A 22536-nucleotide genomic window follows, 5' to 3' on the forward strand; every position below is an offset into this window, starting at 1 on the left:
GAAGGGCTGTCTATAGATGTCGGCTCTAGCCACTCGTTCGTAAACGGCTGGATGGTCAACGGCGGTCTTGTGATAAATCGAGTTCCACGCCGAAAGGTCATCGGTGTGCCTTCGCATTCGGGAAAAACCTGATTCGATCTGGGGAGCGTTGACAGAACTACATTCTCAAAATAAAAGTGCGCATACCGAGAACGTTGCGGGTGAGAACTAAGGAAGGTTATTGCGTTGACATTGGCTGTCACATCTGCGTTTGCCGTCCCGGCGGCAAGGCGCGCCCTATCCTGCGAACAGGGACATGTATGTTCGTCGCACCTTTTTGAGCGTCCACTGAGCTGCAGTTCCCGCCGCAACTCGTCTCAAACACCCCTTACTAGCGCTTTGCTATCGAAATCTCGCGCACATCTGTGGTCCGCGAGTGGTTACCGGCTATGAACTCGATGCGGATCACCATGCGCGGACTTCAGTATTTTCTCACTTCAATCGGCTTGGGCTGGCTCCTGGCGGTCAGCTCGGCTTGGGCGATCACGCCCCAAGAAATTTTTGGCAAGCCGGAGAACAGTTTCAGTTCAATCAATGTGGGCCAATTCGAGGGCGAGTACCTCGATGTGCGCACGCTGACGTTGTCCTGGGAGACCAAGGAGCTCATCGTCCCCGGCAATGGTGGCCTCGATATTGTCGTGTCCCGCTCCTTTGGCAAGTCGCCCGTGTACGGGCCGATGGGAAACTGGGAGCTGGAAGTTCCGAGAATCCATATCCAAACGACGCCGCATATCACGACGCGCGGACCACAATGTGAGCAGCCCGGGCCACCGGATACCATTGAGCTTTTCGACCAACCGCCGCCCGGTCAACCCACGGTATCTACGCCAGGCAGCTTCTACAGTGGGCCGATGGTGCTGCTCATGCCAGGGGAGCGCGCGCGCTTGCTCGTGCGCAAGCTGGACTCGGCGACCCAGTATCCTACGGATGTGAAGTACGTGACGGCGGACAACTGGATCGTTCGCTGTGTGAATTCCGGTGCCGGTTTCGAGGTGAGCTCGCCCAGCGGTACGCGTTACCTGATGCAGCAGTGGACGCACCTGAAGTTCGGGGACCAGCGGTACGGTACGTTTCCAGGCTATCAAGTCTTCGGCGCGACCACGGTCACTGACGTGCATGGGAACTCACTTACGTATGCGTACGAGCCTTCCGGCATCCAGTATCAAAACCGGCTTGCAAGCATCACCGCCAATGACGGCCGCGCGGTTACGTTCAACTACTATCCCCAGAGCACGGCGCCATCGTCCCGAAAGCTGCAGAGCTTCACGTTCAATGGGCGGTCCTGGAATTTCTACTATGTGGCGTGCTCTTCCGGCAGCGGCCGCTTCGCATGGCAGGGCAACTGCCTGGAGCGCGTCGTCCAGCCGGAGGGATTGCAATGGTCTTACCTCAACACTAGCGACGGCGCGTTGATCTACAACGGTCCGGGCATGACGCGAGTGACCGCGCCGAGCGGCGCCTCAGTGAACTACACCTATCACAAGCCGGTCCCTGATCGGGGCAATGTGGTTCATACGCGATCCGTCACCGGGGCGACGATTCCAACATCGTCCTGGACCTACACCAAATCCATCAATACGGACTATGAGTTCGTGACGATCACTGGTCCGACGCGTCGCGAGGCGTACACGTTCCACCGCGGCTGGCACAACGTCTTCAACGATAACTATCTGTATCAGCCGCCACGCAATCCGCTGTTGCCCGGGCTGCTCTCTTCGCTGGTCATTTCAAGCATCGATGCCTCGGTCGCGTATCGAACGATTACGCCCGTCTATGCGGACCTGCCCGCGATCGGGCAATCGATTCTGGGGGCCTATGCGCTGCCCAACCAAGTAAAACCCGTGCCGATGCAATCGCAGACCATTGCTGAGCTCGCGCCCGGGCTGTCGTATGTGACGACTTGGTCGAATTTCGACAGCTTTGGCCTGGCACGGACCATGGTCGAGAACGGCAACGCCACCCGCCAGACCAACTACACCTACTTCTCGAGCAGCTCGCCTTGGATCGCCAACGTGGTGGACTCCGAGGAGGTGGTCGGTGAAGGCATCATCGATCGGACGTTCTTTGGCAACGGCAAGCTGCAGTCCCTCAACAAGTACGGGATCGTCGAAAGCTATGACTACCACAGCGACGGCAGCCTGCATCATCGCTATTGGATGAAGGACGGCGTCCAGCTGTCGCAGACCTACACGAACTACTATCGCGGTACCGCGCGGCGCGAGGAGCATCCCTCAGGCGTGGTCTACGAGCGTGAGGTCAATCCGGATGGCACGGTGCAATGGTCGAAGGACCCGCTCAGCAACACGACGTACTATGAATATGATGGTCTGAAGCGGCCGACGAAACTCACTCCGCCACTGGGGGGCATTACGAACATCGCCTGGCCGACGCCGACGCGGATGGTGCTCACCCGCGGCAACTATGAGAAGACTGTCAGCACGGATGCGCTGTGGCGAGTTACTGAGATCAAGGAACGGGACCTGACGAAGCCTGTCAATGAGATCACCTATGTCCGTAGCCTGTACGACCCGGCGGGGCGGCTTAGTTTCAAGTCCATTCCGAGCTTGTCGGCTGGGGAGCTGCGCGGGCTGTCGTATGAATACGATGTGCTTGACCGAAAGACCAAGGAGACGAACACCTCCGATGGCAGCTATGCCTGGATCTGTTATCACTGCGTCAAGGGTGGCAAGACCACCCAATACAACGAGAATGCGGAGCTCATCAGCTTCGAGGTTCCCGGAGAGCTGCCCCATCACGCCTACCGGTATTACCGCTCGTACGGCAATCCCGATGAAAAGGCGCTCATGAGTATTCGGCAGAGCAGTCGCCTGGCGAGCAATAAGTTTGAGGCGAGCGAATACATCCACACGCAACTGGGTCGGGACAGACTCGGTAACTTGACGAGCGTCCAGCAGGGCTCGGTGCTGCGAGAGTATGTGTACTATCCGACGAAGTTAGTGTGGAAGATCATCGAGCCGGAAACCGGAACGACCGAGTTCAGCTACGATGAGCAGGGCAACCTCAAAACATCGAAGGTTGCGAGCTCCGGCGCCACGACCTATACCTACGATGCGCTCAATCGGCTCACCGACATCGATTACCCGGGGGCCACACCGGATGTGAACAAAGGTTATTACGCGGACGGTAAGTTGCGCTGGGTGACCAACAGCAGCGGTCGTTGGGACTACACGTACGATGCGGCGCGCCGCCTGGGTACCGAGATTCTCACGACCAACGGGCGCACCTTTGGACTGGGCTATGAGTACGATGGCAATGACGCTCTAGCGAAGATCACTTATCCAAGCGGCACCGAGATCCTCACCCATCCGGATGCGCTGGGTCGGGCGACGAGCGTGGGCGCTTATGCAAACAGCCTTGGCTATCACCCCAATGGCGAACTGAAGGCCATGACCTATGGGAACGGTCAACAGCTCACCTTCACGCTCGACAATCGCAACTATCCTGATTCGATCGTCGTCGCTCGAGGCGCGGTCCAGCGCGTGTCCATGGGCTTGGTGTACAACACGCGCGGCGATCTCACCACGATCGTTGACCACCGCGATGCGCGCAATAGCCGTGAGCTTCGCTACGACGGTGTGCATCGATTGATCGGTGCGGACGGTCCGTGGGGCACGGGCACGCTCGTCTATGATGCGGCCGATAACATTACCTCGATCGCACTTGGGGCCGCCGCGAAGTCATTGCATTACGACGAGACCACGAATCGGCTGTCCTCCGTTACGGGCGCGGTGAACTACACGCTGCAATATGACGTGTACGGAAATATCACGAACAATGGCTTGTATTCGTACACGTTCAACGATGCTTCTCAGCTCGTCTCGGTCCCCTCGGTGGTGGGCTTGAACTATCAGTACGATGGCAATGGCAAGCGCATTCGCTCCTCGGCATCCGGTGGAGATACCTATTATCTCTACAATCAGGCGGGCTTGCTCATGTACCAGACGAATGCCACGGCCGCGCAGTCAAGCGAGTTTTTCTATGCCGGCAACAAGCTGGTCGCACGCCGGGACTTTGGCGATGGGGTGAATCCGGATATCGATGGCGACGGTCTGCCGAATCACATTGAGCTGCAGATCGGCTCTTCGATGACCGATCCCAACGATGCGCTGCTCGATTTCGATGGCGATGGTCTGTCGAACCTCGCCGAGTACCTTGCCGGCACGGAGCTGACGTCGGCGGATACCGATGGCGATGGTATGTCTGATGGATATGAGGTGCGTTTCGGGCTCAACCCGTTCGTGAATGATGCGCACCTCGATCCGGACGGCGACGGTCTAACCAATCTGCAGGAATCGCAACTCGGCACCAACCCGAACAAGGCAGATACCGACAATGACGGTATCCCCGATGGATTGGATCCGCATCCAAGATTCAACCCAGCGCTCATCCCCATCATCGAGATGCTCCTCAATGACTAAACTGATGCAAGCGGGCAGGGCGCTGATCGCCCTGTGTCGAGTTCTCATCGCATCGCTTGTGCTCGGCGGCCTATCGGGCACGGCGCTTGCGGGCGAGCTCGTCACTTACTATCACAATGACGTTGCTGGTTCGCCGATCGCGGCGACCGATGCGAAGGGCTATTACATCTGGCGCACCAGCTACGAACCGTACGGTCAGCGCATTCAGAACGACATCGAGTACGCGGCCTCGATCGAGAACAATCGCTGGTTCACCGGGCATGTGGAGGATGTCGAAACCGGCACGATCTACATGCAGGCGCGTCACTACGACCCCGCGATCGGTCGGTTCATGTCGGTGGATCCGATTCGCTTCATGGAGTCGGAGCCGCATACGTTCACGCGCTACGCGTACGCGGCCAACAACCCGTACCGCTATACCGATCCGGATGGTGAGTTCATCAACTTCATCGTCGGTGGCGTCAAGGCGGCGGTCGAGAACATCGCCATCCAGCACATCGAGATGGCGCTGGGCACGCGAGACAGCTTCAGCTGGGGCGAGTTGGCGTTCGATACCACGCTCGGCGCCGCGACCAGTGGCCTATCCACCATCAAAAACGCCGCCCGTGTTGCCAACATGGCCTCGGATGTCGTAAAGATGGAGCACGCGGGCGATGCCGCTCGGGCCCTGAAGATCGTTGACGGAGCGTCCGATTCCGCAAGGGGAGCAGGGAGTGCGCTCAGAGAGGCTTCAAGTGCTGCTTTTAGGGCTGCGGATGATGTGGCTGCGTTCCGAGTGCCCGTAAAGCACTTACCGGGAGCGGGTGGTCGCTATGCAAAGTTCGGGGAAGGCGTGGATCCGCAAGGTGCGATAGCCGAGGCGTTGCGATCACCAAATGCGGTGTTCAGCCCCAACAACGTGGACGAGTCGTTCCGAGTCGTGACTGATCTAGGCCGCGCGGTTGGTTCCCGCGGAGAGACTGCTCTTAGAGTGGTAGTTGGTAACGACGGAAAGATCTGGACTGCGTTTCCGGTGAAGCCGTGACGCTGAGAATCAATCTGCGAAACCTTAGGTCGTCCGCATCTGGCACGAAGTCCCTGCCGGATCTTCTGATCGGAATCACTGCGGACTTGGAAGTCAACGCGGACGGGTTGTCCATCTATGAGGAACCAGACTTTCCTGTCCTTGAGCTCGCCTATCACCTGAGAAAGTGGGTGGATGTGAAACCGGATCAGCGTGCGGATTTCAACCTCGACTCCATGGAAAGTAGCGAGTTGGGGTTGGTGCGGATACTAAGGACTGATGGAGGGTGGTCGATCGGGTCTTGCCACGAGCAGCTGAAACCGCCTGTGAAGCAGCTGTGGGAGATTGACGAGGCCGTCACCAAGTTTCTGGAGGAAGTGCAACGGCGGTGCCAGGACGAACTCAAGACTGATGTGCGAGAAGTGCTGGGCTGCTGGTGACCCAGCCCCCGCGGCTTAGCGGCTCCCGTACAACGGCATCAAAGCGTTACCGCGAACCCACCCAGAGATCTCCCGCTCTCCCTCCACCTTGCGCCAGCCAAGGAAGTTGCGTTCGCCGATCACAACAGAGCCGGCGGACAGGGGCGAGGTTTCTTCCGTTGGCACCAGGTCAGTCGGCACCGGGCTCACATTCGCGCTCTGGATCAGAATCGCCGCTTCTGGATGAGCGAATGAGCCGTACGCGTTCCAGCTCACGACCGATGCAATCAGAACGATCACGCCGAGTGCGGCGACACCACGACCGGCCCACACAACGGTGGCTCCCTGCAATCGCGATTGACTGCCACGGGTGTACAGCGAAAGAACCATCACACAGAAACCCGCTGCGGTGAGAAGCGCGGCGAGCAGCGCCAGGCGTTGCCAGCCGGCGGGTGAGAGCAGGGCGGGTGCGCGCTCATACCAAGCGCCAGACAACAAGCGACGCAGGGTTCGATCGACCGTCTCGGTCTCGCCCAGCGCAGCGAGCAGCGCATCGCGAGTATCCGAGCCGGTCGGATGTTGAATGAAGGCGGCTGCCGCGTGAGCGATCGCAAGATTCAATTCGCCTTGCTGTGTTTGATAAGCCGCGAGATTGCGATGGGCGGCCCAATCGTTCCAGTTGTTCTCCAGTGCTGCCTCTGCGTTCTCCGCGACTTCTGGAGCGAAGTCTACCGGCGCCTCTTCCGAAGCCATTTCCAGCTCCGCTTCCGCAGTGGGCGGTGGCGGAACGCCCAATCCAGACGTTGGCGCGGGGCTACCGGCCGCAGGAGGCGCCGACCACGGTACGTCGGCCAGCGCTTGCGAACCGATCATGATGACGACGAGCATGGCGCTCGCGACCGATGGCAGCCAATGGCCGAGACGATTGGGAAACAATCGCTCTCGCTTCGGCATGTCGACGGTTGCGGCGACGCTGGTTGCATCCTGCAGCCAATCGCGCGTCGGTTGAACATTCGGCCCATAAAGTCCGTGTTCCGTCGTCTGCCACAGCGTGCGCCAGCGAGAGGTCACAGCTGCGTCGCCACTGATCGCGTGCGCCGCTTGTGACACTTCGCCAACGCAGGGCGCTGACGTACGAATGTTCCAAACGCGTGCCGTCGCGCGCAGCCACGCATGCAAGTGCGCTGGACGCGGCGTCACATCGGAGCGTTGCAGCGATTTCAGCAAACGTCGCATTTCCTTGATGCCGGCACGTCTGATGCGATTCGGACACTCCAGCAACGCACGTCGCCACGCGAGCCCCAACCAGAGCAGGGCGGGAATGCCCAGCGCCAGTGCGATGAACCAGAACGGACTGAGCGACCAGGGTGTCGCGGCGAGTTCGCCCACGGGCAGCGGATGCATGTCAAAGACCTCTTACCAATCGAATTTGTTCGAATCTGCCTGCGTCTCTTCCGTCGCCATCAATTGATGCAGCCGGCCGGGAGAGTCGCGGCGGGCCGCTTCGTCCAGACTCTTGCGAGTGAGCTTGAGAATGGGATCTTCGGGATCGCCGGGGCTGCTGGAGCGCGCGGGTCTGACGGCTGCGGCGCGGACCTTGTTCGGTGGCTTGGGCTTTTTGCCACGCTGCGTATCCGTGTCCTTCTCGGCCGACAGATCACCCAGCGCGGCATCCGTTTTCGCCGAAGCGCCTTCGCCGAAGGAGTCGTTTGCCGATTGCTGGTTGCTGTCGCCGGTCACGACGGGTCGCTCGTTTTCCTCGTCCATGATCGCGTCGGGGGCCTGTGATTTATCCTCGGGAGTTTCGGTCGCCGGTGTCTCGAGCATCGCAGTGAGCTGGTCGCGATAGTAGGACCAGTCGGCAATCGCCGTGTCGAGCTGTTCGCCCTGAGTCGTAGCCTCGATGGCGTCGCGGATCACGCCCTCGGAGGCCGCGGTGCCGGTGCGTTGTGCATCGATGCCGTAGCGAATGGATGCCTCGACCATCAGACGAAGATCGAACGCGTCGTAACCGCGCTGGGCAAGGTGATCTGCAATCTTGCGCAGCCGTTCAGTCGGATTGCTGTCGAATTCTTCCTGCACTTGAAACTCGGCTTCCGAGTCGAAATGAGCGCGGGCGGAAGGAGGCACAGCGAGGCTCAGTGCCACGAGGCAAGCGACACCGGCGGCGAGGCGAGTGGGCACATCGGGGGATTCGGCGGCCTGCTCGGCATTGTCCTTGCGAATCTGACGTGGCCTGGTGCGCTGCTGGAACTCGCGTAGCAAGCTGAGGAGCCCAAGCAGAATCGCGGGCAAGAGGAACCACTGGAAGCGCTCGATCTCGGCACTACCCGCTGCGTTGGCGACTCGGCCTTTGCGGCCGGTTTCGACGGTCTGCGCCAAGAGTGCTTTCACATCTTTGATGTCGCTGAGCGAGCCCGCATCGGTGTATTTGCCAAGCGTTCGATTGGCCAGCGCCTGTAAGGTCGCGGGCATCAGCTTTGAATGGACGGCATCGCCATTGTCGTCGGCGAGATAGCCGCCGTTCTGCAAATCAGGAACGAATGCGCCGTTTGCAGTGCCGAGGCCGATGGAGACCACATGGATTTCGCGCTCTGCCATGCGTCCGAGTCGCTGCTCCCAGCCTTCGGTGCTGCTTTCGCCATCGCTGAGCACGATGAGGTAACGATCGCGATCGGCCGCTTCGCTGAAGCCATCGAGTGCGGCGTCGAGCATCTTCGAATAGTCCGAGCCGCCGCGTGGCAGGTAGTCCGTGTCCAGGCTCGGCATGAATTCGCGAATGATTCGATAGTCCGGGCTGAGCGGCACTTGCACGAACGCCGTGCCCGCGAACACCACGAGACCGACACTCTCGCCTTGCAGGCTGTCGAGCAGGTTTTCGGTGAGCTCTTTGGCGCGATCGAGGCGGGAAGGGGCGACGTCTTCGGCGAGCATGCTGCGCGACAAATCGATGGCGATCATGACTTCACGCGTCTGACTGAAGGACTGCGATGAATCCTCGCCCCAGCGAGGTCGGGCAATTGCGATCAGGGCGAGTGCAATCGCGAGGATCACGAACACGGTGACGCGCGTTTTCTCGGGCGCGGCCGGGCGAACTTTGTTGCCCGATATCGTTACGCGTCGCATGGCGGGCCAACGCAACTGCGAGCCTTGTCGGGTCAGACGGCGTAACAGGATGAATCCAAGCACTGGCAGGGCCAGCGCCAGCAGCATCCAGGGATTTCCCCAGCTCATTCGAAGCAATCCTCTAATCGGTCATTTACAACGCGCGTTGCCACAGCCAGAACATCGCGCAGGCCGCCGCCGCGGACGAGCCGCCATACAACACGCCGGTTCGGTAGAAGCGAGTCCAGCGCAGCAGGTAAGCGACGGGCAGGAACACCGCGACGATTGCGAGTTGTCCCAGCTCCACGCCGAGATTGAATCCGATCAACGTGCGTAACACCGGTTCGCCTGCTGCGCCCGCTTCGCTCAGCACATTGGCGAAGCCAAAGCCGTGCAGCAGCCCGAAGCCAAATGCGATCCAGACGCCACTGGCGCCCGCCGTGCGTGGCAGAAGATTGACGAGCGCGGCAATGAGAACCGACGCGGCGATTGCCGACTCGACCAGTCGACTCGGCAGCACGATCCAACCCAAGGCCGCGCAACTCAGAGTAATGGAGTGCGCGACGGTGAAGGCCGAGACGATGACAATGACGCGCAGAAAGGGCCCGGAGAAATCCGTGGCGCCTTCGCGCCCACGCGGCGTGCGCCGGAGCACGGCAGGAATCAGTAGCACCAGCAGGAACAGCACATGGTCGTAACCGATCCAGATGTGCCACACGCCCGACTTCAATAGCTCGGGAAATCCTGTCCGCGTGACGGCGGCGCGCGAAAAGATCGTGGCGCCACCGGGAGCAGTGATCTCAGCTTGCTGCGAGCCGACGCCTTCCCAGATGACCTTCAACGAGGCGCGGTGGCCGGGCCGCTGCTCGAACAGCAAGGTGTAATCGACGTCGAGAGAGGCAATTGGTTTGGAGGCGATGGCCGAAAATTCCGACAGCACGAACGGCTCGTTCTGCCGCGTGCCGAACGTCAGCTTCTCGAAGCGCACGCCGGGATCGACGCCGTCGGCCAGAATCCGCAGGTTCGCGTCCAGAGACTCTTCTATGTCTTTGCGGCGATGCTCGATCTCCGGCCAGGCGATGGTGCCGTCGTGATTGCTGTCGAGTTCCAGTGCCGCGTCCAGATCGCGCAGGGGAACCTGCCACTCGCCGCGCACGCGTGCCTCGTCGACGCGCAGGGAGAGCAGGGACTCGTGCGTCGGCTCGGCATGAACCAACGCTGCTGCCAGCGACAGCAGCAGAATCGTGAACAGGCGGCTCATTGCACGGCGTGCAGCCGGCGCTCTCTGTTCCTTAGAAAGCTGATCAATTCCGTGGCGATCGTCCTGACGGATTGCACGAACGCCTTCTGCACGCTGTTGAGTGGACCCTCGGCGCGATACACCGCGTACAGGTTGATCTTCATGATGGGCTCGACAACTCGCGTCTGCAGCTCCGAGCCCGCCGACACGGCAGTGAACGGATCGACCAGCGCCAGACCCTCGCCGCTGCACACGATGTCCTTGGCGATCTGATAGGTCTGCACCCAGGTCGAGATGCGCGCCGGCGGATCGAGCTGTTCCAGATAGGCCTGCAACTGGCGACCCAGCTGATCGGCACGCGTGATGCCCAACAGGGTGGAGTTCGCGAGCGAGTCGATCGAGATCGGCTGCAGGGCGGCGGTGCGCGACCAGGTGTCCTTTGGCGCGATCAGTACGAGCGGGCCTTCGCACAGGTGCTCGCAGCGGATATCCGGGTGCGTGAGCTCTTGCAGAGTGATGCCTATGTCGGCCTCGCGCAGAATGATGGACTTGAGCATCTCGGGTGAGTGTTGTGTCGACAACTCGATCGAGGTTTGTCCGAGCGTCTGGCGCAGCCGCGCCAGCGACTTCGGGATGATGGCGTTCGCGAGCGTCGGCGTGCTGATCGCGCGCAACGGATACTTATCTGCCCGCGCGATGTTGGAGACCAGTCGCTGCAAGTCGCGCAGCTCTTCGAAGATGCGCTCCATCTGTCCCTGCAGCAGCCGGCCCTCGGGGGTGAGATGCCATTGGCCCTTGAGGCGCACGAACAGAGGAAAGCCGAGCCGGCGCTCCGCCTGCTTCAACAGTTTGGTGGCAGCCGGCTGCGAGATGTTCAACAGCGAGGCAGCATCGGTCAGCGTGCCCGCTTGCAGGATGGCCTGGAACATCTCTATGTAGCGCAGGTGCATGACCCCCAATGGAGCGAGGTCGGCGTTGGCTTCGCGCAATGTCGATTGCATGCAACTCCCCAGCGTTGCGGTGTGTTTGCAGGCGAGGGTGCAGATTTCATGCCACGCAACAATTCGGCGGCGAGATCGTGCGCCGAGGAGCGCATGAGTGAAGTCATCCCTCCCTCACAATGGCGCGGCACGCATGATTTTTTGAACGTGCCCTAAAAAATTCGCGATGCCTCGAGTCGTGCACCCTTTGAGGCCCGATTGTCGTCCGAAATTGCGACCAAACAGTGCGTGGCGCGCGCGGCAAGCGCAAGCACGGTGCGTATAACCCATCGTTATGCGGGCGAACTACTTTTTCATGCTGCGTTGGCGCGGCTGTTGCTAGCGTTGTGTTGTACACATTGCATGAGAGGTCGCGCCGTTGTTTGACTCAGCTCCCAAGATCAGGAGGATCGGTGGCTCAATCAAGGGACTGAATGTTTTATTTGCGTTGGCTATTGCGGCACCGGTCGTGGCACAGGACGTTCCTGCCACCACGACTGCAGCGGTGACGGATGAGCAGGGCGCTATTGAAGATGTGGTCGTTACCGGCAGCCGCCTGGCGCGCACTGGCTACGAAACACCAACACCCGTAACCGTGATCGGCGAGGCGGACATTCTGTCGTCCGGCCAGCCGAACATCGCCGACTTCGTCAACGAGCTGCCATCCGTCTCGGGCAGCAGCGCTCCGTCGACTGCGAATCGCAGCTTGAGCAATGGCGCGGCCGGCATCAGCTCGGTGAATCTGCGCTCGCTCGGCAATGCACGCACGCTCGTGCTTCTCGACGGGCGCCGCTCGGTGGGCTCGCTCGCGCAGGGCACAGTGGACATCAATACGTTTCCACAAAGCCTGGTCAAGAACATCGAGATCGTTACTGGCGGCGCTGCTGCTACGTACGGTTCCGATGCGGTGTCCGGCGTCGTGAATTTCATCCTCGACAAGAAATACACCGGGGTGAAATTCAACATCGAGGGCGGCGAAACCTCGTACGGCGACGATCAGAACTGGCAGGCGACCGCGACGGCCGGCGTGCCGTTCGCCGATGGTCGCGGACATCTCTTATTCAATGCAGAGTCCGCTCGTCGCGATGGCATCTATGGCATGCATCGCGAGTGGGCCGATGACGGCTGGTACATGGTGAACAATCCCGCGTATCAGGCCGGCAATGGTGCGCCGGAGTATCTCGTGACCAACAATGCCGGCCAGAGCGTGATGACGCCCGGCGGCATCATCACGAACACCATTCTGCGCGGCACCTATTTCGGCGTCGGCGGGGCGGTGAATCAGTTCGCGTATGGCGCCACGCGTGATCCCTGGACCATCGGCGGCGATTGGCAGCTGGGACAATCGAATCAGCTCACGTCGCTCGAGCCCGAGAGCAACCGTGATGGCGTGTTCACTCGCTTGTCCTGGGAGCTGACCGACAGCGTGAGCCTGTTCGGTGAGGCCTCGTGGAATCGCAACAGCGCGAAACAGTGGGGCGGCGTGCAGTCGGATAAGGGCACGATCACCATCATGGCGGACAATGCGTTCATCCCGGCGTCGGTGCGTCAGCGCATCGCCGAGTACAACGCATTGCCGTCCGCCGACATCACGCAGTTCAACCTGGGCTCGTCGAATGCCGACATTCCCACTCGCGAAAGCGACAACGAGCGCACGGTGAAGCGTTTCGTGCTGGGCGCGGAAGGCTCGTTCCTGCTGGGCTCGGACTGGAAGTGGGATACGTACTATCAGCGCGGCGTCACCGATGCCGAAGAGCGTTTGTACTCCGCCAATACTGCGCGGCTGCGGCTTGCGCAGGACGCGGTGTTCCATCCGGTGACTAGCGAGATCGTCTGCCGCTCGTCGATCGCCAATCCCGGCAACGGCTGCGTGCCCTTCAATCGCATGGGCATCAACGTCAACAGCCCCGAGGCGCTGGCCTATTTCATGGGACGTCCGGAGCGCACGCAGAAGTTCCAGCAGGACGTGGCGGCGCTCAACTTCAGCACCAAGGTGAGCAATCCCTGGCTCGACCCGATTGGTGTGGCGTTCGGCGTGGAGTATCGACGCGAGGAGATCTCCGGCTACGTCGCGCCGGAGTATCAGGAGGGCTGGATCGTCGGCAATTTCTTGCCGACGTTCGGTGACTACACGGTGCGCGAGGCATACCTGGAAACGCTGGTCTCGCTGCCGTGGAACCTGGAGTTCAACGGCGCGGCGCGCGGTACTGATTACAGCACGTCCGGCTTCGTGACGACCTGGAAGGCGGGCCTCACCTGGTCGCCGCTGGCAGATCTGCGCTTGCGGGCGACGCTGTCACGGGATATTCGCGCACCGAATCTGGAAGAGCTGTACCAGGCCGGGCGTCGGCGCACCAACTCGCTGACCGATCCATTCTTCAACAACATCGCGCAGCGTTTCACCGAAACGACCATGGGCAATACCGAGCTGCAGCCGGAGAAGGCTGACGCGCTGGGTCTCGGCCTCGTCTATCAGCCGTCGTTCGTGCCCGGGCTGGGGCTGTCGATCGACTACTACGATATCGAGATCGACGACGCCATCAGCATGGTGTCAGCGCAGGACATCGTCGATCGCTGCTATGACGGCAACCAGACGTTCTGTGCTGCCTTCACGCGCGATCCCACGTCAGACTCCGGGAACGAGCTGATCATCACCAACAGCCCGTTCAACTTCGTGTCCGAGCGCGCCCGTGGCCTGGACCTCGAGGCCAGCTACCGATTCGCGCTGTCGGATCTGGGCAGCTCGTTGCCCGGCAATATCACGTTGCGCTCGCTGGCCACGCACTACATCGAGATGTCTTCGAACAACGGCGTAGATCCGCCGACCGATCGCGCCGGGCAAAACACCAACGGCGGTCCGCCGGATTGGCAGTATCGGCTGTCGGCGGCGTACACGCTGGATCAGCTGACGGTGCAGCTCACCGGGCGCGGCATCAGCTCGGGAACATACGACAACACTTATGTCGCGTGCACCTCGGGTTGCCCGGCGTCGTCGGCGTTGAATCGCACGATCAACACCAACCACATCGATGGCGCGTTTTATCTGGACGCCTTCATTGCTTGGACAACGCGCACGGAGAGCACGCGCAACCAGATTTTCTTCAAGGTGAATAACCTCACCGACAAGGATCCGGTGGTCGTCGGCCTCGGCCCTGGCGATAGCAGTAACGTCGAGCCAGGCATAAATCGGGCGTTATATGACTATCTTGGGCGTACGTTCCGCGTCGGCTTCCGTATAGACTGGGGCTCATGACGCAACGTAATCGGGCGGTGGCGATCGGCGCAGTGGTGCTGCTCGCCGCCGGCTATTGGTGGTACGCGAAAATGCCAGCAGAGTCCGCCGCGCCTAAAGGCGGCGGCTCTGGCGTACCAGTGACTGTGGCTGAAGCAGAGCGCCGAGATGTGCCTCAACGCATCTCGGCGATCGGCACGGTTCAGTCGCTGCACACCGTCGTGCTTCGACCGCAGGTCACGGGTACGGTTACCGAGGTGTTGTTCAACGAAGGCGAGCTCGTTGAGCGCGGCGCCTTGCTGGCGCGGATCGACGATCGCTCCATCAAGGCGGCGCTGGCGCAAGCGCAGGCCGAGAAATCCAGTGCGGAGGCGGACCTTCGCATCGCCGAGCTCGACCTGGCGCGTTACGACGGGCTGCGTGATCGCAGCATCGTTTCGCGCCAGACCATCGAGCAGCAGGCAGCGCTGGTCGAGAAATTGAAAGCGGCGATTCTGGCCAGCGAGGCACGCATCGACGCTCAGCGCGTGCAGCTTTCGTTCACCGAAATCCGCTCGCCAGTGCGCGGTCGGGTGGGCATTCGCCGGATCGATCCAGGCAATCTGGTGCAGGTGGGTAACGAGCAGGGCCTCGTGACGGTGACCCAGGTCGACCCGATTTCCATCGTCTTCACGGTGCCGCAAGAGGTGTTACCGCGGCTGCGCGAGGCATATAAGGCGAACCAAAAAATGCGGGTTACCGCATTCGATCGGGACGCCCTTGCGCCGCTGGCGCAAGGCCGCCTGACCACGCTCGACAATTTGATTGACGTAGCAACCGGCACCCTCCGTCTGCGTGCCGAGTTCGACAACGCGAACAGCGACCTGTGGCCAGGGCAGTTCGTGACATTGCAATTGGAGACCGGCACCAGCGCGGACGCGACCGTCGTTCCGGCGCACGCCATCCAGCAAGGATTGGATGGGGCGTTTGTCTATCGCGTGCACGAGGCGATCGCCGAGCCAGTGCAGGTCGTCACCAGTTATCTCGACGATGAGATTGCCATCATCGCCACGGGCGTGGTGCCGGGCGATGTGATCGTGATCGATGGCCAGTCCCGGCTGCGGCCGGGCGCCAAAGTGAAAGCCTCGATGCTGAGCGGCAAAGCCGATGTCGCCGGCACCTGAGTCCGCGGCGATGAGCCGTGCCCAGGCGAGCCTCGCTCGAGCGACGATCTCGAGCTGGTGTGTCGCTCATCCGATCGGCACCACGTTGCTGACCATTGGCCTGATCCTGCTCGGCATCGTCGCTTATCCGATGCTGCCGGTCGCGCCCCTTCCGGAGGTGGATCTGCCGACCATCGAAGTGAGCGCGGCGCTGCCGGGGGCGAGTCCGGAAACCATGGCATCGTCGGTGGCGACGCCGTTGGAAGTGCAGTTGAGCGGCGTGCCGGGCATTCGCGAGATGACCTCGAGCAGTTCGCTCGGTCGCACGTCCATCACGCTGCTGTTCGAGCTCGACAAGAATATCGACGTGGCTGCACAGGAAGTGCAGGCCGCAATCAACGCGGCGACCGGCAGATTGCCGGCGGAACTTCCGAGTCTGCCCAGTTGGCGTAAGTCCAATCCCAACGACAGTCCCATCCTCGGCCTGCGAATGCAGTCCGAGGTCATGACGCTGACCGCGTTGAGTGACGTCGCCGAAACCTCGGTGGCGCGGCAGCTCAGTCAGATCGGCGGCGTGTCGGAAGTGAATATCTACGGTCAACGCAAGCCGGCGCTGCGTGTGCAGGCCTCGCCCGAAAAGCTCGCGGCGCTTGGACTCACATTCGCCGACCTGCGGCAGGTCATTCAGTCCGGCAGCGTGAATCGGGCCAAAGGTGCGATCTACGGCGAGGGGCGTGTCTCCACGCTGGCCACCAATGATCAGATCTTCCGGCCCGCCGACTACGACAACTTGATCGTGGCGTACCGACAAGGCGCGCCGGTGTTCCTGCGCGATGTCGCGAAAGTGTCGATGGGGGCGGAGAACGACTACATCTCGTCCTGGCAGAACGGCAAGCCGGGCGTATACATCATGGTTCGGCGCCAGCCTGGAGCAAACATCGTCTCTACGGCCGAAGCTGTGCAGGCTGCATTGCCAGCGATTCGCGAGCGGCTGCCGGCAAGCGTAGAGCTCGAGGTGCTCAATGACCGAACGCGCACGATCCGCTCGTCGCTGCATGAAGTGCAGCTCACGTTGGCGGTGACATTCGTACTGGTCATCCTGGTCATGGGCGCATTCCTGCGGCAGCTGTCGGCGACGGTCATCGTCGCGTGCGTGCTGACCGTCGCACTGGTCGCCACGGTCGCCGCGATGTATGTGCTGGGGTTCAGTCTCAATAATTTGACACTGGTTGCGTTGGTGGTGGCGGTCGGGTTCGTCGTCGATGATGCCATCGTCGTGGTCGAGAATATTCATCGACATCTGGAAGCGGGCGAGGGGATGCTCGAAGCGGCACTCAAAGGCGCCTCTGAGATCGGCTTCACCGTGATCTCCATCAGCTTGTCGCTGGTGGCTGCGTTCATTCCTTTGTTGCTGATGGGCGGCGTGGTCGGGCGGTTGTTTCGTGAGTTCGCCGCGACGCTAACGGCGGCAATCGTGTTCTCGGTGATCGCGTCGTTGACCCTCGCGCCCATGCTCGCTGCGCGCTTCATGAAGCCTTTGCCGCCCCATGCGCCTGGGAAAGCAAGCTTCAGCGATCGAATGGTCGCTGCTTACGATCGTGGGCTGGTCTGGGCGCTCGGTCATCAGCGCGCCGTACTGGTCACGTTTGCGCTGACGATTGGTGTTGCGGTGGCGGGCTACGTACTCGTGCCCAAGGGGTTCTTTCCACTTCAGGACACCGCCTACATCGTCGGCTCTTCGCGCGCCGCCGATGACGTGTCCTATTCCAGCATGGTGCAGAAGCATCAGGCGCTCGCGGAGATAGTGAGCCGGGACGATGCGATCCAGGCGATCAGTCATGTGGTCGGCGCCGCGCCACCAAACCCGAATCTGGCGAACGGTCGTTTCTATATTGTGCTGAAGGATCGTTCCGATCGCGATGTGTCGTCGGAGGAGTTGATCGAGCGCCTGCGTCCGCAATTGAATCAGGTCGCCGGTGTCAATCTGGTGCTGCGTACTCAGCAGGACATCAATCTCGCCGGCCGTGGCTCGCGTTCGCAATACCAGTATGTCTTGAGCGGCGCCGATAGCAACGAACTGGGCGAGTGGGCCAATCGACTCGCGGAGAAGTTGCAGAGCATGCCGCAGTTCCGCGATGTCTCCAATGAAATGCAGTTGCGCGCGGCCGTGACGAAACTCACCATCGATCGCGTCGCTGCTGCCCGGTTCGGCATTCGCGCAGAAGATATCGATCAGGTGCTGTACGACGCGTACGGGCAGCGGCAGATCAGCGAATATCAGAACGAGATCAATCAGTACAAGATCATCCTCGAGGCCGACCCGCGGCAACGCAGCCGGGCCGACAGTCTGCAGCACTTCTATTTGCGCTCTCCGTCGACGGGTCAAATGGTGCCGCTCGCCGCGGTGACAAAGCTGGAGCCGCCATCGGTCGGCCCGCTGAGCATCAGCCACGATGGGATGTTTCCCTCGGCGACCATCTCTTTCAACATGGCACCCGGAATTGCGCTCGGCGATGCGGTGAGGCTGATCGCGCAGGCAGAGATCGAGGTGGGCGCGCCGTCGACGATCAAAGGAACATTCAAAGGCAACGCACAGGCGTTCCAGGAAGCGCTCGCCACTCAGCCATGGCTGATCCTGGCCGCGTTGGTGACTGTCTACATTATCCTGGGCGTGCTGTACGAGAGCTTCGTGCATCCTTTGACGATTCTCTCGACGCTGCCGTCCGCGGGTGTGGGTGCGATTTTCGCGCTGTGGGCCGTGGGGCAGGACTTTTCCATCATGGCGCTGATTGGCGTCGTGCTGCTGATCGGCATCGTGAAGAAGAATGGCATTCTGATGGTCGACTTCGCGCTCGAACGGCAGCGCGCGGGTGCCACGCCCACCGAGGCCATTCACGAAGCCTGTCTGGTTCGATTCCGTCCCATCATCATGACGACGGTCGCGGCGATGCTCGGCGCCGTGCCGCTGATGCTCGGTTTTGGCACGGGCTCGGAGCTGCGTCAGCCGCTCGGCATCGCAGTGTTCGGCGGGTTGCTGGTGAGCCAGCTGTTGACGTTGTACACGACCCCAGTGATTTATCTGGCGCTCGACCGCGTCTTTGCCGGCCGCGCGCCCAAGGCAGAACCGATGCCCCCCTTGATCCTTGCGGAGAAATAGAGAGTGAATGAGTTGACGCGGCTCGCGTGCGTACAGGAAACAGTGATGGATATGGACATCGGGCGCTCAGTGGAAGGCGATGATGAGCGGCACCCATTGAGGCGTGAGCGCTCGTCGAGATCGACGCTGGGTGCCACTCTGTTTTCCCGTCGCAGCCGACGCAATGATTGGTCGAGCGAGGATCTGCGTCGACTGAGAGAGCTCGCGGCCATCGGCACGCCACTGGACGCCATCGCCACGGCACTCCGGCGCACGACCTCTGCCATCAAGAACAAGGCAGGCATGCAAGGCATTTCCCTGCGGCCGCGCTGAGCTCTACGACTTGAACAGCCGCGTGTACTGAGTCTCGTGGCGCGCGCTAGCCAGTCCTTGCATCACTGCGCAGGCGCCGATGTCTTCATCGTCGATGGTGAATGCCTGCGTGGCGATTTTCTCTAGTATCGGCACCAGGGCATGCAGCATGCGCTGCCCGGCGCTCTGCCCAAGCGGAACGAGCTTCACCGCGGCGAGGATCTGATTCTCCGCCCACGTCCATGCATAGGCCTGCAGGGCTTCGTGCTCCGGAATGTTCCAGTGGACGCAGGCCACAGCAAACATTTCGGCGTAGCCGGGCGGTGTCCGCTGCGCATTCGGGCCCGGAATCTTTGCGCCAAGCTCTCGCAGAATGCGAGCGAGCGCGGATCCCATATGTCGGTCTTCCGCGCGCAGTTCTTCGGTCTCTCGCGCCGCGAGCAGGAATCGGCCCCAGCGGTGCAGTTCATTCTCATCGCCGGTGCTGGCCGCACGATGCATACGAAACAGCACAGGCAGATCGAGCGTCCCGATGGCATGTCGTGCAACGCCGGTGATCCATTCGAGCGCGGTGGGCTCGTCCTTCACCCAACCCACTTCGACGGCGTACTCCAACCCTTGCGAGAAATGAAATGCACCAATCGGCAGCGCTGGGCTCGCCAGATGCAGGATGCGAAGGAGATGAGTACTACCCGTGCGCATGCGGAGCGAGCGCGGAATGCGAGTGGCCACCGTAGGCACCAGCCTCCGGCTCGAACGGCGCTTGTTCGACGGTGACGGCCAGGCCCAGACCACGAACCATCTCGTCGAGCACGTGATCGTGTTGATAACGAATCCAGCCGTCGCCGATCTGCAGCGCCACGTGCCGATTGCCCAGATGATAGCTTGCCCGGCATAGAGCCCAGGGCTCCGGGGCTTGTACTGTCGAGACGGTCTCGGGCTCCGCAACGACCTGCACAACGCGCCCATCTTCCGCGAGCAACAAGTCTCCGCCACGTAGGATCGATCCTCGTTCGAGGATCAATCCCACCTCTTCGCCAGTCTCCAGCGCAGTGCGCAAGCGGCTCTTGTTCCGCAATTGGAAGGGCAACACGAGCTTCACGTCGGGGGGCGTGGTGGAGGCGGGCAGTTTGCGAGTGATATTCAACACGTGGAGGATCAACTTCAGAAAAGGAAATAGCGCTGTGCCAGCGGCAGTACTTTGGCGGGCTCGCAGGTGAGCAGCTGACCGTCGGCGCGAACTTCATACGTTTGCGAATCCACGTCGATCTTCGGCTGATAGTCGTTGAGCACCAGATCGCGCTTGCGCACGGTACGCGTCCCCTGCACGGCGACCAGGCGCTTGTCGAGCTTCAACCGTTCGGCCATGCCGTTGTCCAGTGCAGCTTTGGAAACAAAGCTGACGGAGGTGGCCGCGCGCGCCCGGCCGAGTGCGCCGAACATTGGACGATAGTGGACCGGCTGCGGCGTGGGAATCGATGCGTTGGGGTCACCCATCGGGGCGGCGACGATCATGCCGCCCTTGATGATCATGGCCGGCTTCGCACCGAAGAATGCCGGACGCCACAGCACGATGTCGGCGAGCTTGCCCGCTGAGATCGATCCGATCTCGTGTGCTACGCCATGCGTCAATGCAGGATTGATCGTGTACTTGGCGAGATAGCGGCGCACGCGAAAATTATCGTTGCGTGCCGAGTCCGGCGCGAGCGAGCCACGCTGCACTTTCATCTTGTGTGCAGTTTGCCAGGTGCGCGTGATGACTTCGCCAACGCGGCCCATGGCCTGGGAGTCCGAAGAGATCATCGAGAAAGCGCCCAGGTCGTGCAGGATGTCTTCGGCCGCGATGGTCTCGCGACGAATGCGCGACTCGGCGAACGCGACGTCTTCGGCAATGCCTGGATCGAGGTGATGACACACCATCAACATGTCGAGATGCTCGTCTATGGTGTTGACGGTGTAGGGACGCGTCGGATTGGTCGAGGAGGGCAGCACGTTGGCCTCGCCGCAAGCCTTGATGATGTCCGGCGCGTGCCCGCCGCCTGCGCCCTCGGTGTGATAAGTGTGAATCGCGCGCCCTTTGAACGCGGCGATCGTGTCTTCGACGAAGCCGGACTCGTTGAGCGTGTCCGTGTGGATTGCGACCTGCACGTCGTATCGATCGGCGACCGCAAGGCAATTGTCGATTGCCGCGGGCGTCGTGCCCCAATCTTCGTGCAGCTTCAGGCCCATCACGCCGGCTTCGATCTGTTCTTCGAGCGGGCGGGGCAGGCTCGCGTTGCCTTTGCCGAGCAAGCCGAAGTTGATCGGCAGTGCCTCCACGGCCTGATACATGCGCTCGATATACCAGCGGCCCGAGGTGCAAGTGGTCGCGTTCGTGCCGGTCGCGGGGCCGGTGCCGCCGCCGATCATGGTCGTGATGCCCGACATCAATGCTTCGTCGACCTGCTGCGGACAAATGAAATGAATGTGCGAATCGATCGCGCCGGGTGTCGCGATGAGTCCTTCGCCCGCGATCACTTCGGTGCCGGCGCCGATCACGATGTCGACGCCCGGCTGCACGTCGGGATTGCCGCCCTTGCCGACACGGACGATGCGGCCGTCCTTGATGCCAATGTCGGCTTTGACGATGCCCCAGTGGTCGATGATGAGCGCATTGGTGATGATGGTGTCGACGACTTCGTCGGCGTTGCGCTGGCTTTGGCCCATGCCATCGCGGATGACCTTGCCGCCACCGAATTTCACTTCCTCGCCATAGATCGTGTGGTCGCGCTCGACCTCGACGATCAACTCGGTGTCGCCCAGGCGCACGCGGTCGCCCGTGGTGGGGCCATACATCTCGGCATACGCCGTCCGGCTGATGGAGGTCATAACTTGCCCATCACCTTTTGATTGAATCCATACACCACGCGATCGCCGTCGTACGCGACCAGCTCCACTTCGCGCTCCTGGCCGGGCTCGAAGCGCACCGCCGTGCCCGAGGCAATGTTCAGACGATAGCCTCGCGTTGCAGCTCGATCGAACAGCAGCGCCGAGTTCGTTTCGAAGAAGTGATAATGCGAGCCGACCTGGATCGGTCGGTCGCCGGTGTTCGCCACTTTGATCGTGACCGTGGGGCGGCCGACGTTGAGCTCGAGCTCGCCGTCTGCTGGAAAAACTTCGCCGGGTATCATGCAGACCTCGTTGCGTCAGGCGATGGGCTGGTGCACGGTCACGAGCTTGGTGCCGTCTGGGAACGTGGCTTCGACCTGCACGTCCGGAATCATCTCGGCAATGCCATCCATCACGTCGTCGCGCGTCAGGATCGTGGCGCCATAGCTCATGAGCTCGGCCACGGTCTTGCCGTCACGCGCGCCTTCCATGATCGCGGCTGAGATCAAAGCAACCGCTTCGGGATAGTTCAGTTTCAGGCCGCGGGCCTTGCGTCGCTCGGCGAGCAGGGCGGCGGTGAAAATCAGCAGTTTGTCTTTTTCTCTCGGTGTCAGTTCCATA

16 protein-coding genes are annotated in these 22536 nt (G+C 61.3%); 7 read left to right on the top strand and 9 right to left on the bottom strand.

All coding sequences use genetic code 11. From position 1 onward, the window contains the following. Nucleotides 1-449 precede the first annotated feature (449 nt). From D0550_RS22855 to D0550_RS22865, 3 genes are read left to right on the top strand one after another with little or no spacing between them, the layout of a single operon-like run. Nucleotides 450-4478, top strand: a complete 4029-nt coding sequence (locus tag D0550_RS22855) for an RHS repeat domain-containing protein (protein WP_161965992.1) — start codon at nucleotides 450-452, stop codon at nucleotides 4476-4478. Beyond that, nucleotides 4471-5502, top strand: coding sequence for an RHS repeat domain-containing protein (locus D0550_RS22860; protein WP_161965993.1), 1032 nt, complete (start codon nucleotides 4471-4473; stop codon nucleotides 5500-5502). The genes D0550_RS22855 and D0550_RS22860 overlap by 8 nt, the downstream gene beginning before the upstream one ends. Next, nucleotides 5499-5921, top strand: coding sequence for a DUF7878 domain-containing protein (locus tag D0550_RS22865; protein WP_116811504.1), 423 nt, complete (start codon nucleotides 5499-5501; stop codon nucleotides 5919-5921). Before D0550_RS22860 ends, D0550_RS22865 begins: the two co-directional genes overlap by 4 nt. 15 nt (nucleotides 5922-5936) lie before the next feature. Here the strand turns inward: D0550_RS22865 and D0550_RS22870 are convergent, their stop codons facing one another. The 4 genes from D0550_RS22870 to D0550_RS22885 are packed head-to-tail and all read right to left on the bottom strand — an operon-like array spanning nucleotide 5937 to nucleotide 11246. Further along, entirely contained in the window at nucleotides 5937-7304 is a 1368-nt protein-coding gene (locus D0550_RS22870) for a hypothetical protein (RefSeq protein ID WP_116811505.1), read from the bottom strand. A 12-nt stretch (nucleotides 7305-7316) separates the two neighbouring features. Next, nucleotides 7317-9134 (bottom strand): vWA domain-containing protein, encoded by a 1818-nt coding sequence (locus D0550_RS22875; protein WP_116811506.1) that lies wholly within the window; start codon nucleotides 9132-9134, stop codon nucleotides 7317-7319. 25 nt (nucleotides 9135-9159) lie between these two features. Continuing rightward, nucleotides 9160-10266 carry a HupE/UreJ family protein gene (locus D0550_RS22880; protein WP_116811507.1) on the bottom strand — a complete coding sequence of 369 codons (1107 nt, stop codon included), beginning with the start codon at nucleotides 10264-10266 and terminating at the stop codon, nucleotides 9160-9162. Beyond that, entirely contained in the window at nucleotides 10263-11246 is a 984-nt protein-coding gene (locus D0550_RS22885) for a LysR family transcriptional regulator (RefSeq protein WP_116811508.1), read from the bottom strand. Before D0550_RS22885 ends, D0550_RS22880 begins: the two co-directional genes overlap by 4 nt. A gap of 448 nt (nucleotides 11247-11694) precedes the next feature. Between D0550_RS22885 and D0550_RS22890 the strand changes: the two genes are divergently transcribed. From D0550_RS22890 to D0550_RS22905, 4 genes are read left to right on the top strand one after another with little or no spacing between them, the layout of a single operon-like run. Next, a complete protein-coding gene (locus D0550_RS22890) occupies nucleotides 11695-14478 on the top strand; it encodes a TonB-dependent receptor plug domain-containing protein (RefSeq protein ID WP_241520890.1) in 2784 nt (927 codons plus the stop codon). Further along, nucleotides 14475-15620 carry an efflux RND transporter periplasmic adaptor subunit gene (locus D0550_RS22895; RefSeq protein WP_116811510.1) on the top strand — a complete coding sequence of 382 codons (1146 nt, stop codon included), beginning with the start codon at nucleotides 14475-14477 and terminating at the stop codon, nucleotides 15618-15620. The genes D0550_RS22890 and D0550_RS22895 overlap by 4 nt, the downstream gene beginning before the upstream one ends. Beyond that, nucleotides 15604-18756 (top strand): multidrug efflux RND transporter permease subunit, encoded by a 3153-nt coding sequence (locus tag D0550_RS22900; protein ID WP_275129270.1) that lies wholly within the window; start codon nucleotides 15604-15606, stop codon nucleotides 18754-18756. The genes D0550_RS22895 and D0550_RS22900 overlap by 17 nt, the downstream gene beginning before the upstream one ends. Nucleotides 18757-18759: 3 nt before the next feature. Continuing rightward, on the top strand, nucleotides 18760-19068 hold the full coding sequence (locus D0550_RS22905; RefSeq protein ID WP_153067286.1) for a hypothetical protein: 309 nt from the start codon (nucleotides 18760-18762) through the stop codon (nucleotides 19066-19068). Nucleotides 19069-19071: 3 nt separating this feature from the next. Here D0550_RS22905 and D0550_RS22910 read toward each other — a convergent pair whose 3' ends face one another. Genes D0550_RS22910 through ureA form a run of 5 tightly spaced genes read right to left on the bottom strand, consistent with a single transcriptional unit; the run spans nucleotide 19072 to nucleotide 22535 of the window. Continuing rightward, the gene (locus D0550_RS22910) at nucleotides 19072-19779 is read right to left on the bottom strand and encodes an urease accessory protein UreF (protein WP_206606476.1); all 708 of its coding nucleotides are present in this window, start codon (nucleotides 19777-19779) and stop codon (nucleotides 19072-19074) included. Continuing rightward, nucleotides 19736-20197, bottom strand: coding sequence for an urease accessory protein UreE (ureE, locus tag D0550_RS22915; RefSeq protein WP_116811564.1), 462 nt, complete (start codon nucleotides 20195-20197; stop codon nucleotides 19736-19738). The genes D0550_RS22910 and ureE overlap by 44 nt, the downstream gene beginning before the upstream one ends. Nucleotides 20198-20211: 14 nt before the next feature. Next, nucleotides 20212-21915, bottom strand: coding sequence for an urease subunit alpha (gene ureC / locus D0550_RS22920; protein ID WP_116811512.1), 1704 nt, complete (start codon nucleotides 21913-21915; stop codon nucleotides 20212-20214). Next, nucleotides 21912-22217: an urease subunit beta gene (locus tag D0550_RS22925; protein WP_116811513.1), complete on the bottom strand. Its 306-nt coding sequence runs from the start codon at nucleotides 22215-22217 to the stop codon at nucleotides 21912-21914. The genes ureC and D0550_RS22925 overlap by 4 nt, the downstream gene beginning before the upstream one ends. A gap of 15 nt (nucleotides 22218-22232) precedes the next feature. Next, complete coding sequence (gene ureA, locus D0550_RS22930) at nucleotides 22233-22535, bottom strand: urease subunit gamma (protein WP_116811514.1); 303 nt, start codon at nucleotides 22533-22535, stop codon at nucleotides 22233-22235. Between the last annotated feature and the right edge of the window lies 1 nt (nucleotide 22536).

The organism is Steroidobacter cummioxidans, assembly GCF_003104955.1.

Coding starts and splice junctions, on each gene's coding strand:
- D0550_RS22860 (WP_161965993.1), top strand. CDS start 4,471: ATGACTAAACTGATGCAAGCGGGCAGGGCGCTGATCGCCCTGTGTCGA.
- D0550_RS22895 (WP_116811510.1), top strand. CDS start 14,475: ATGACGCAACGTAATCGGGCGGTGGCGATCGGCGCAGTGGTGCTGCTC.
- D0550_RS22875 (WP_116811506.1), bottom strand. CDS start 9,134: ATGAGCTGGGGAAATCCCTGGATGCTGCTGGCGCTGGCCCTGCCAGTG.
- ureA (WP_116811514.1), bottom strand. CDS start 22,535: ATGGAACTGACACCGAGAGAAAAAGACAAACTGCTGATTTTCACCGCC.
- D0550_RS22900 (WP_275129270.1), top strand. CDS start 15,604: ATGTCGCCGGCACCTGAGTCCGCGGCGATGAGCCGTGCCCAGGCGAGC.
- D0550_RS22925 (WP_116811513.1), bottom strand. CDS start 22,217: ATGATACCCGGCGAAGTTTTTCCAGCAGACGGCGAGCTCGAGCTCAAC.
- D0550_RS22885 (WP_116811508.1), bottom strand. CDS start 11,246: ATGCAATCGACATTGCGCGAAGCCAACGCCGACCTCGCTCCATTGGGG.
- D0550_RS22870 (WP_116811505.1), bottom strand. CDS start 7,304: ATGCATCCGCTGCCCGTGGGCGAACTCGCCGCGACACCCTGGTCGCTC.
- D0550_RS22880 (WP_116811507.1), bottom strand. CDS start 10,266: ATGAGCCGCCTGTTCACGATTCTGCTGCTGTCGCTGGCAGCAGCGTTG.
- ureC (WP_116811512.1), bottom strand. CDS start 21,915: ATGACCTCCATCAGCCGGACGGCGTATGCCGAGATGTATGGCCCCACC.
- D0550_RS22855 (WP_161965992.1), top strand. CDS start 450: ATGCGCGGACTTCAGTATTTTCTCACTTCAATCGGCTTGGGCTGGCTC.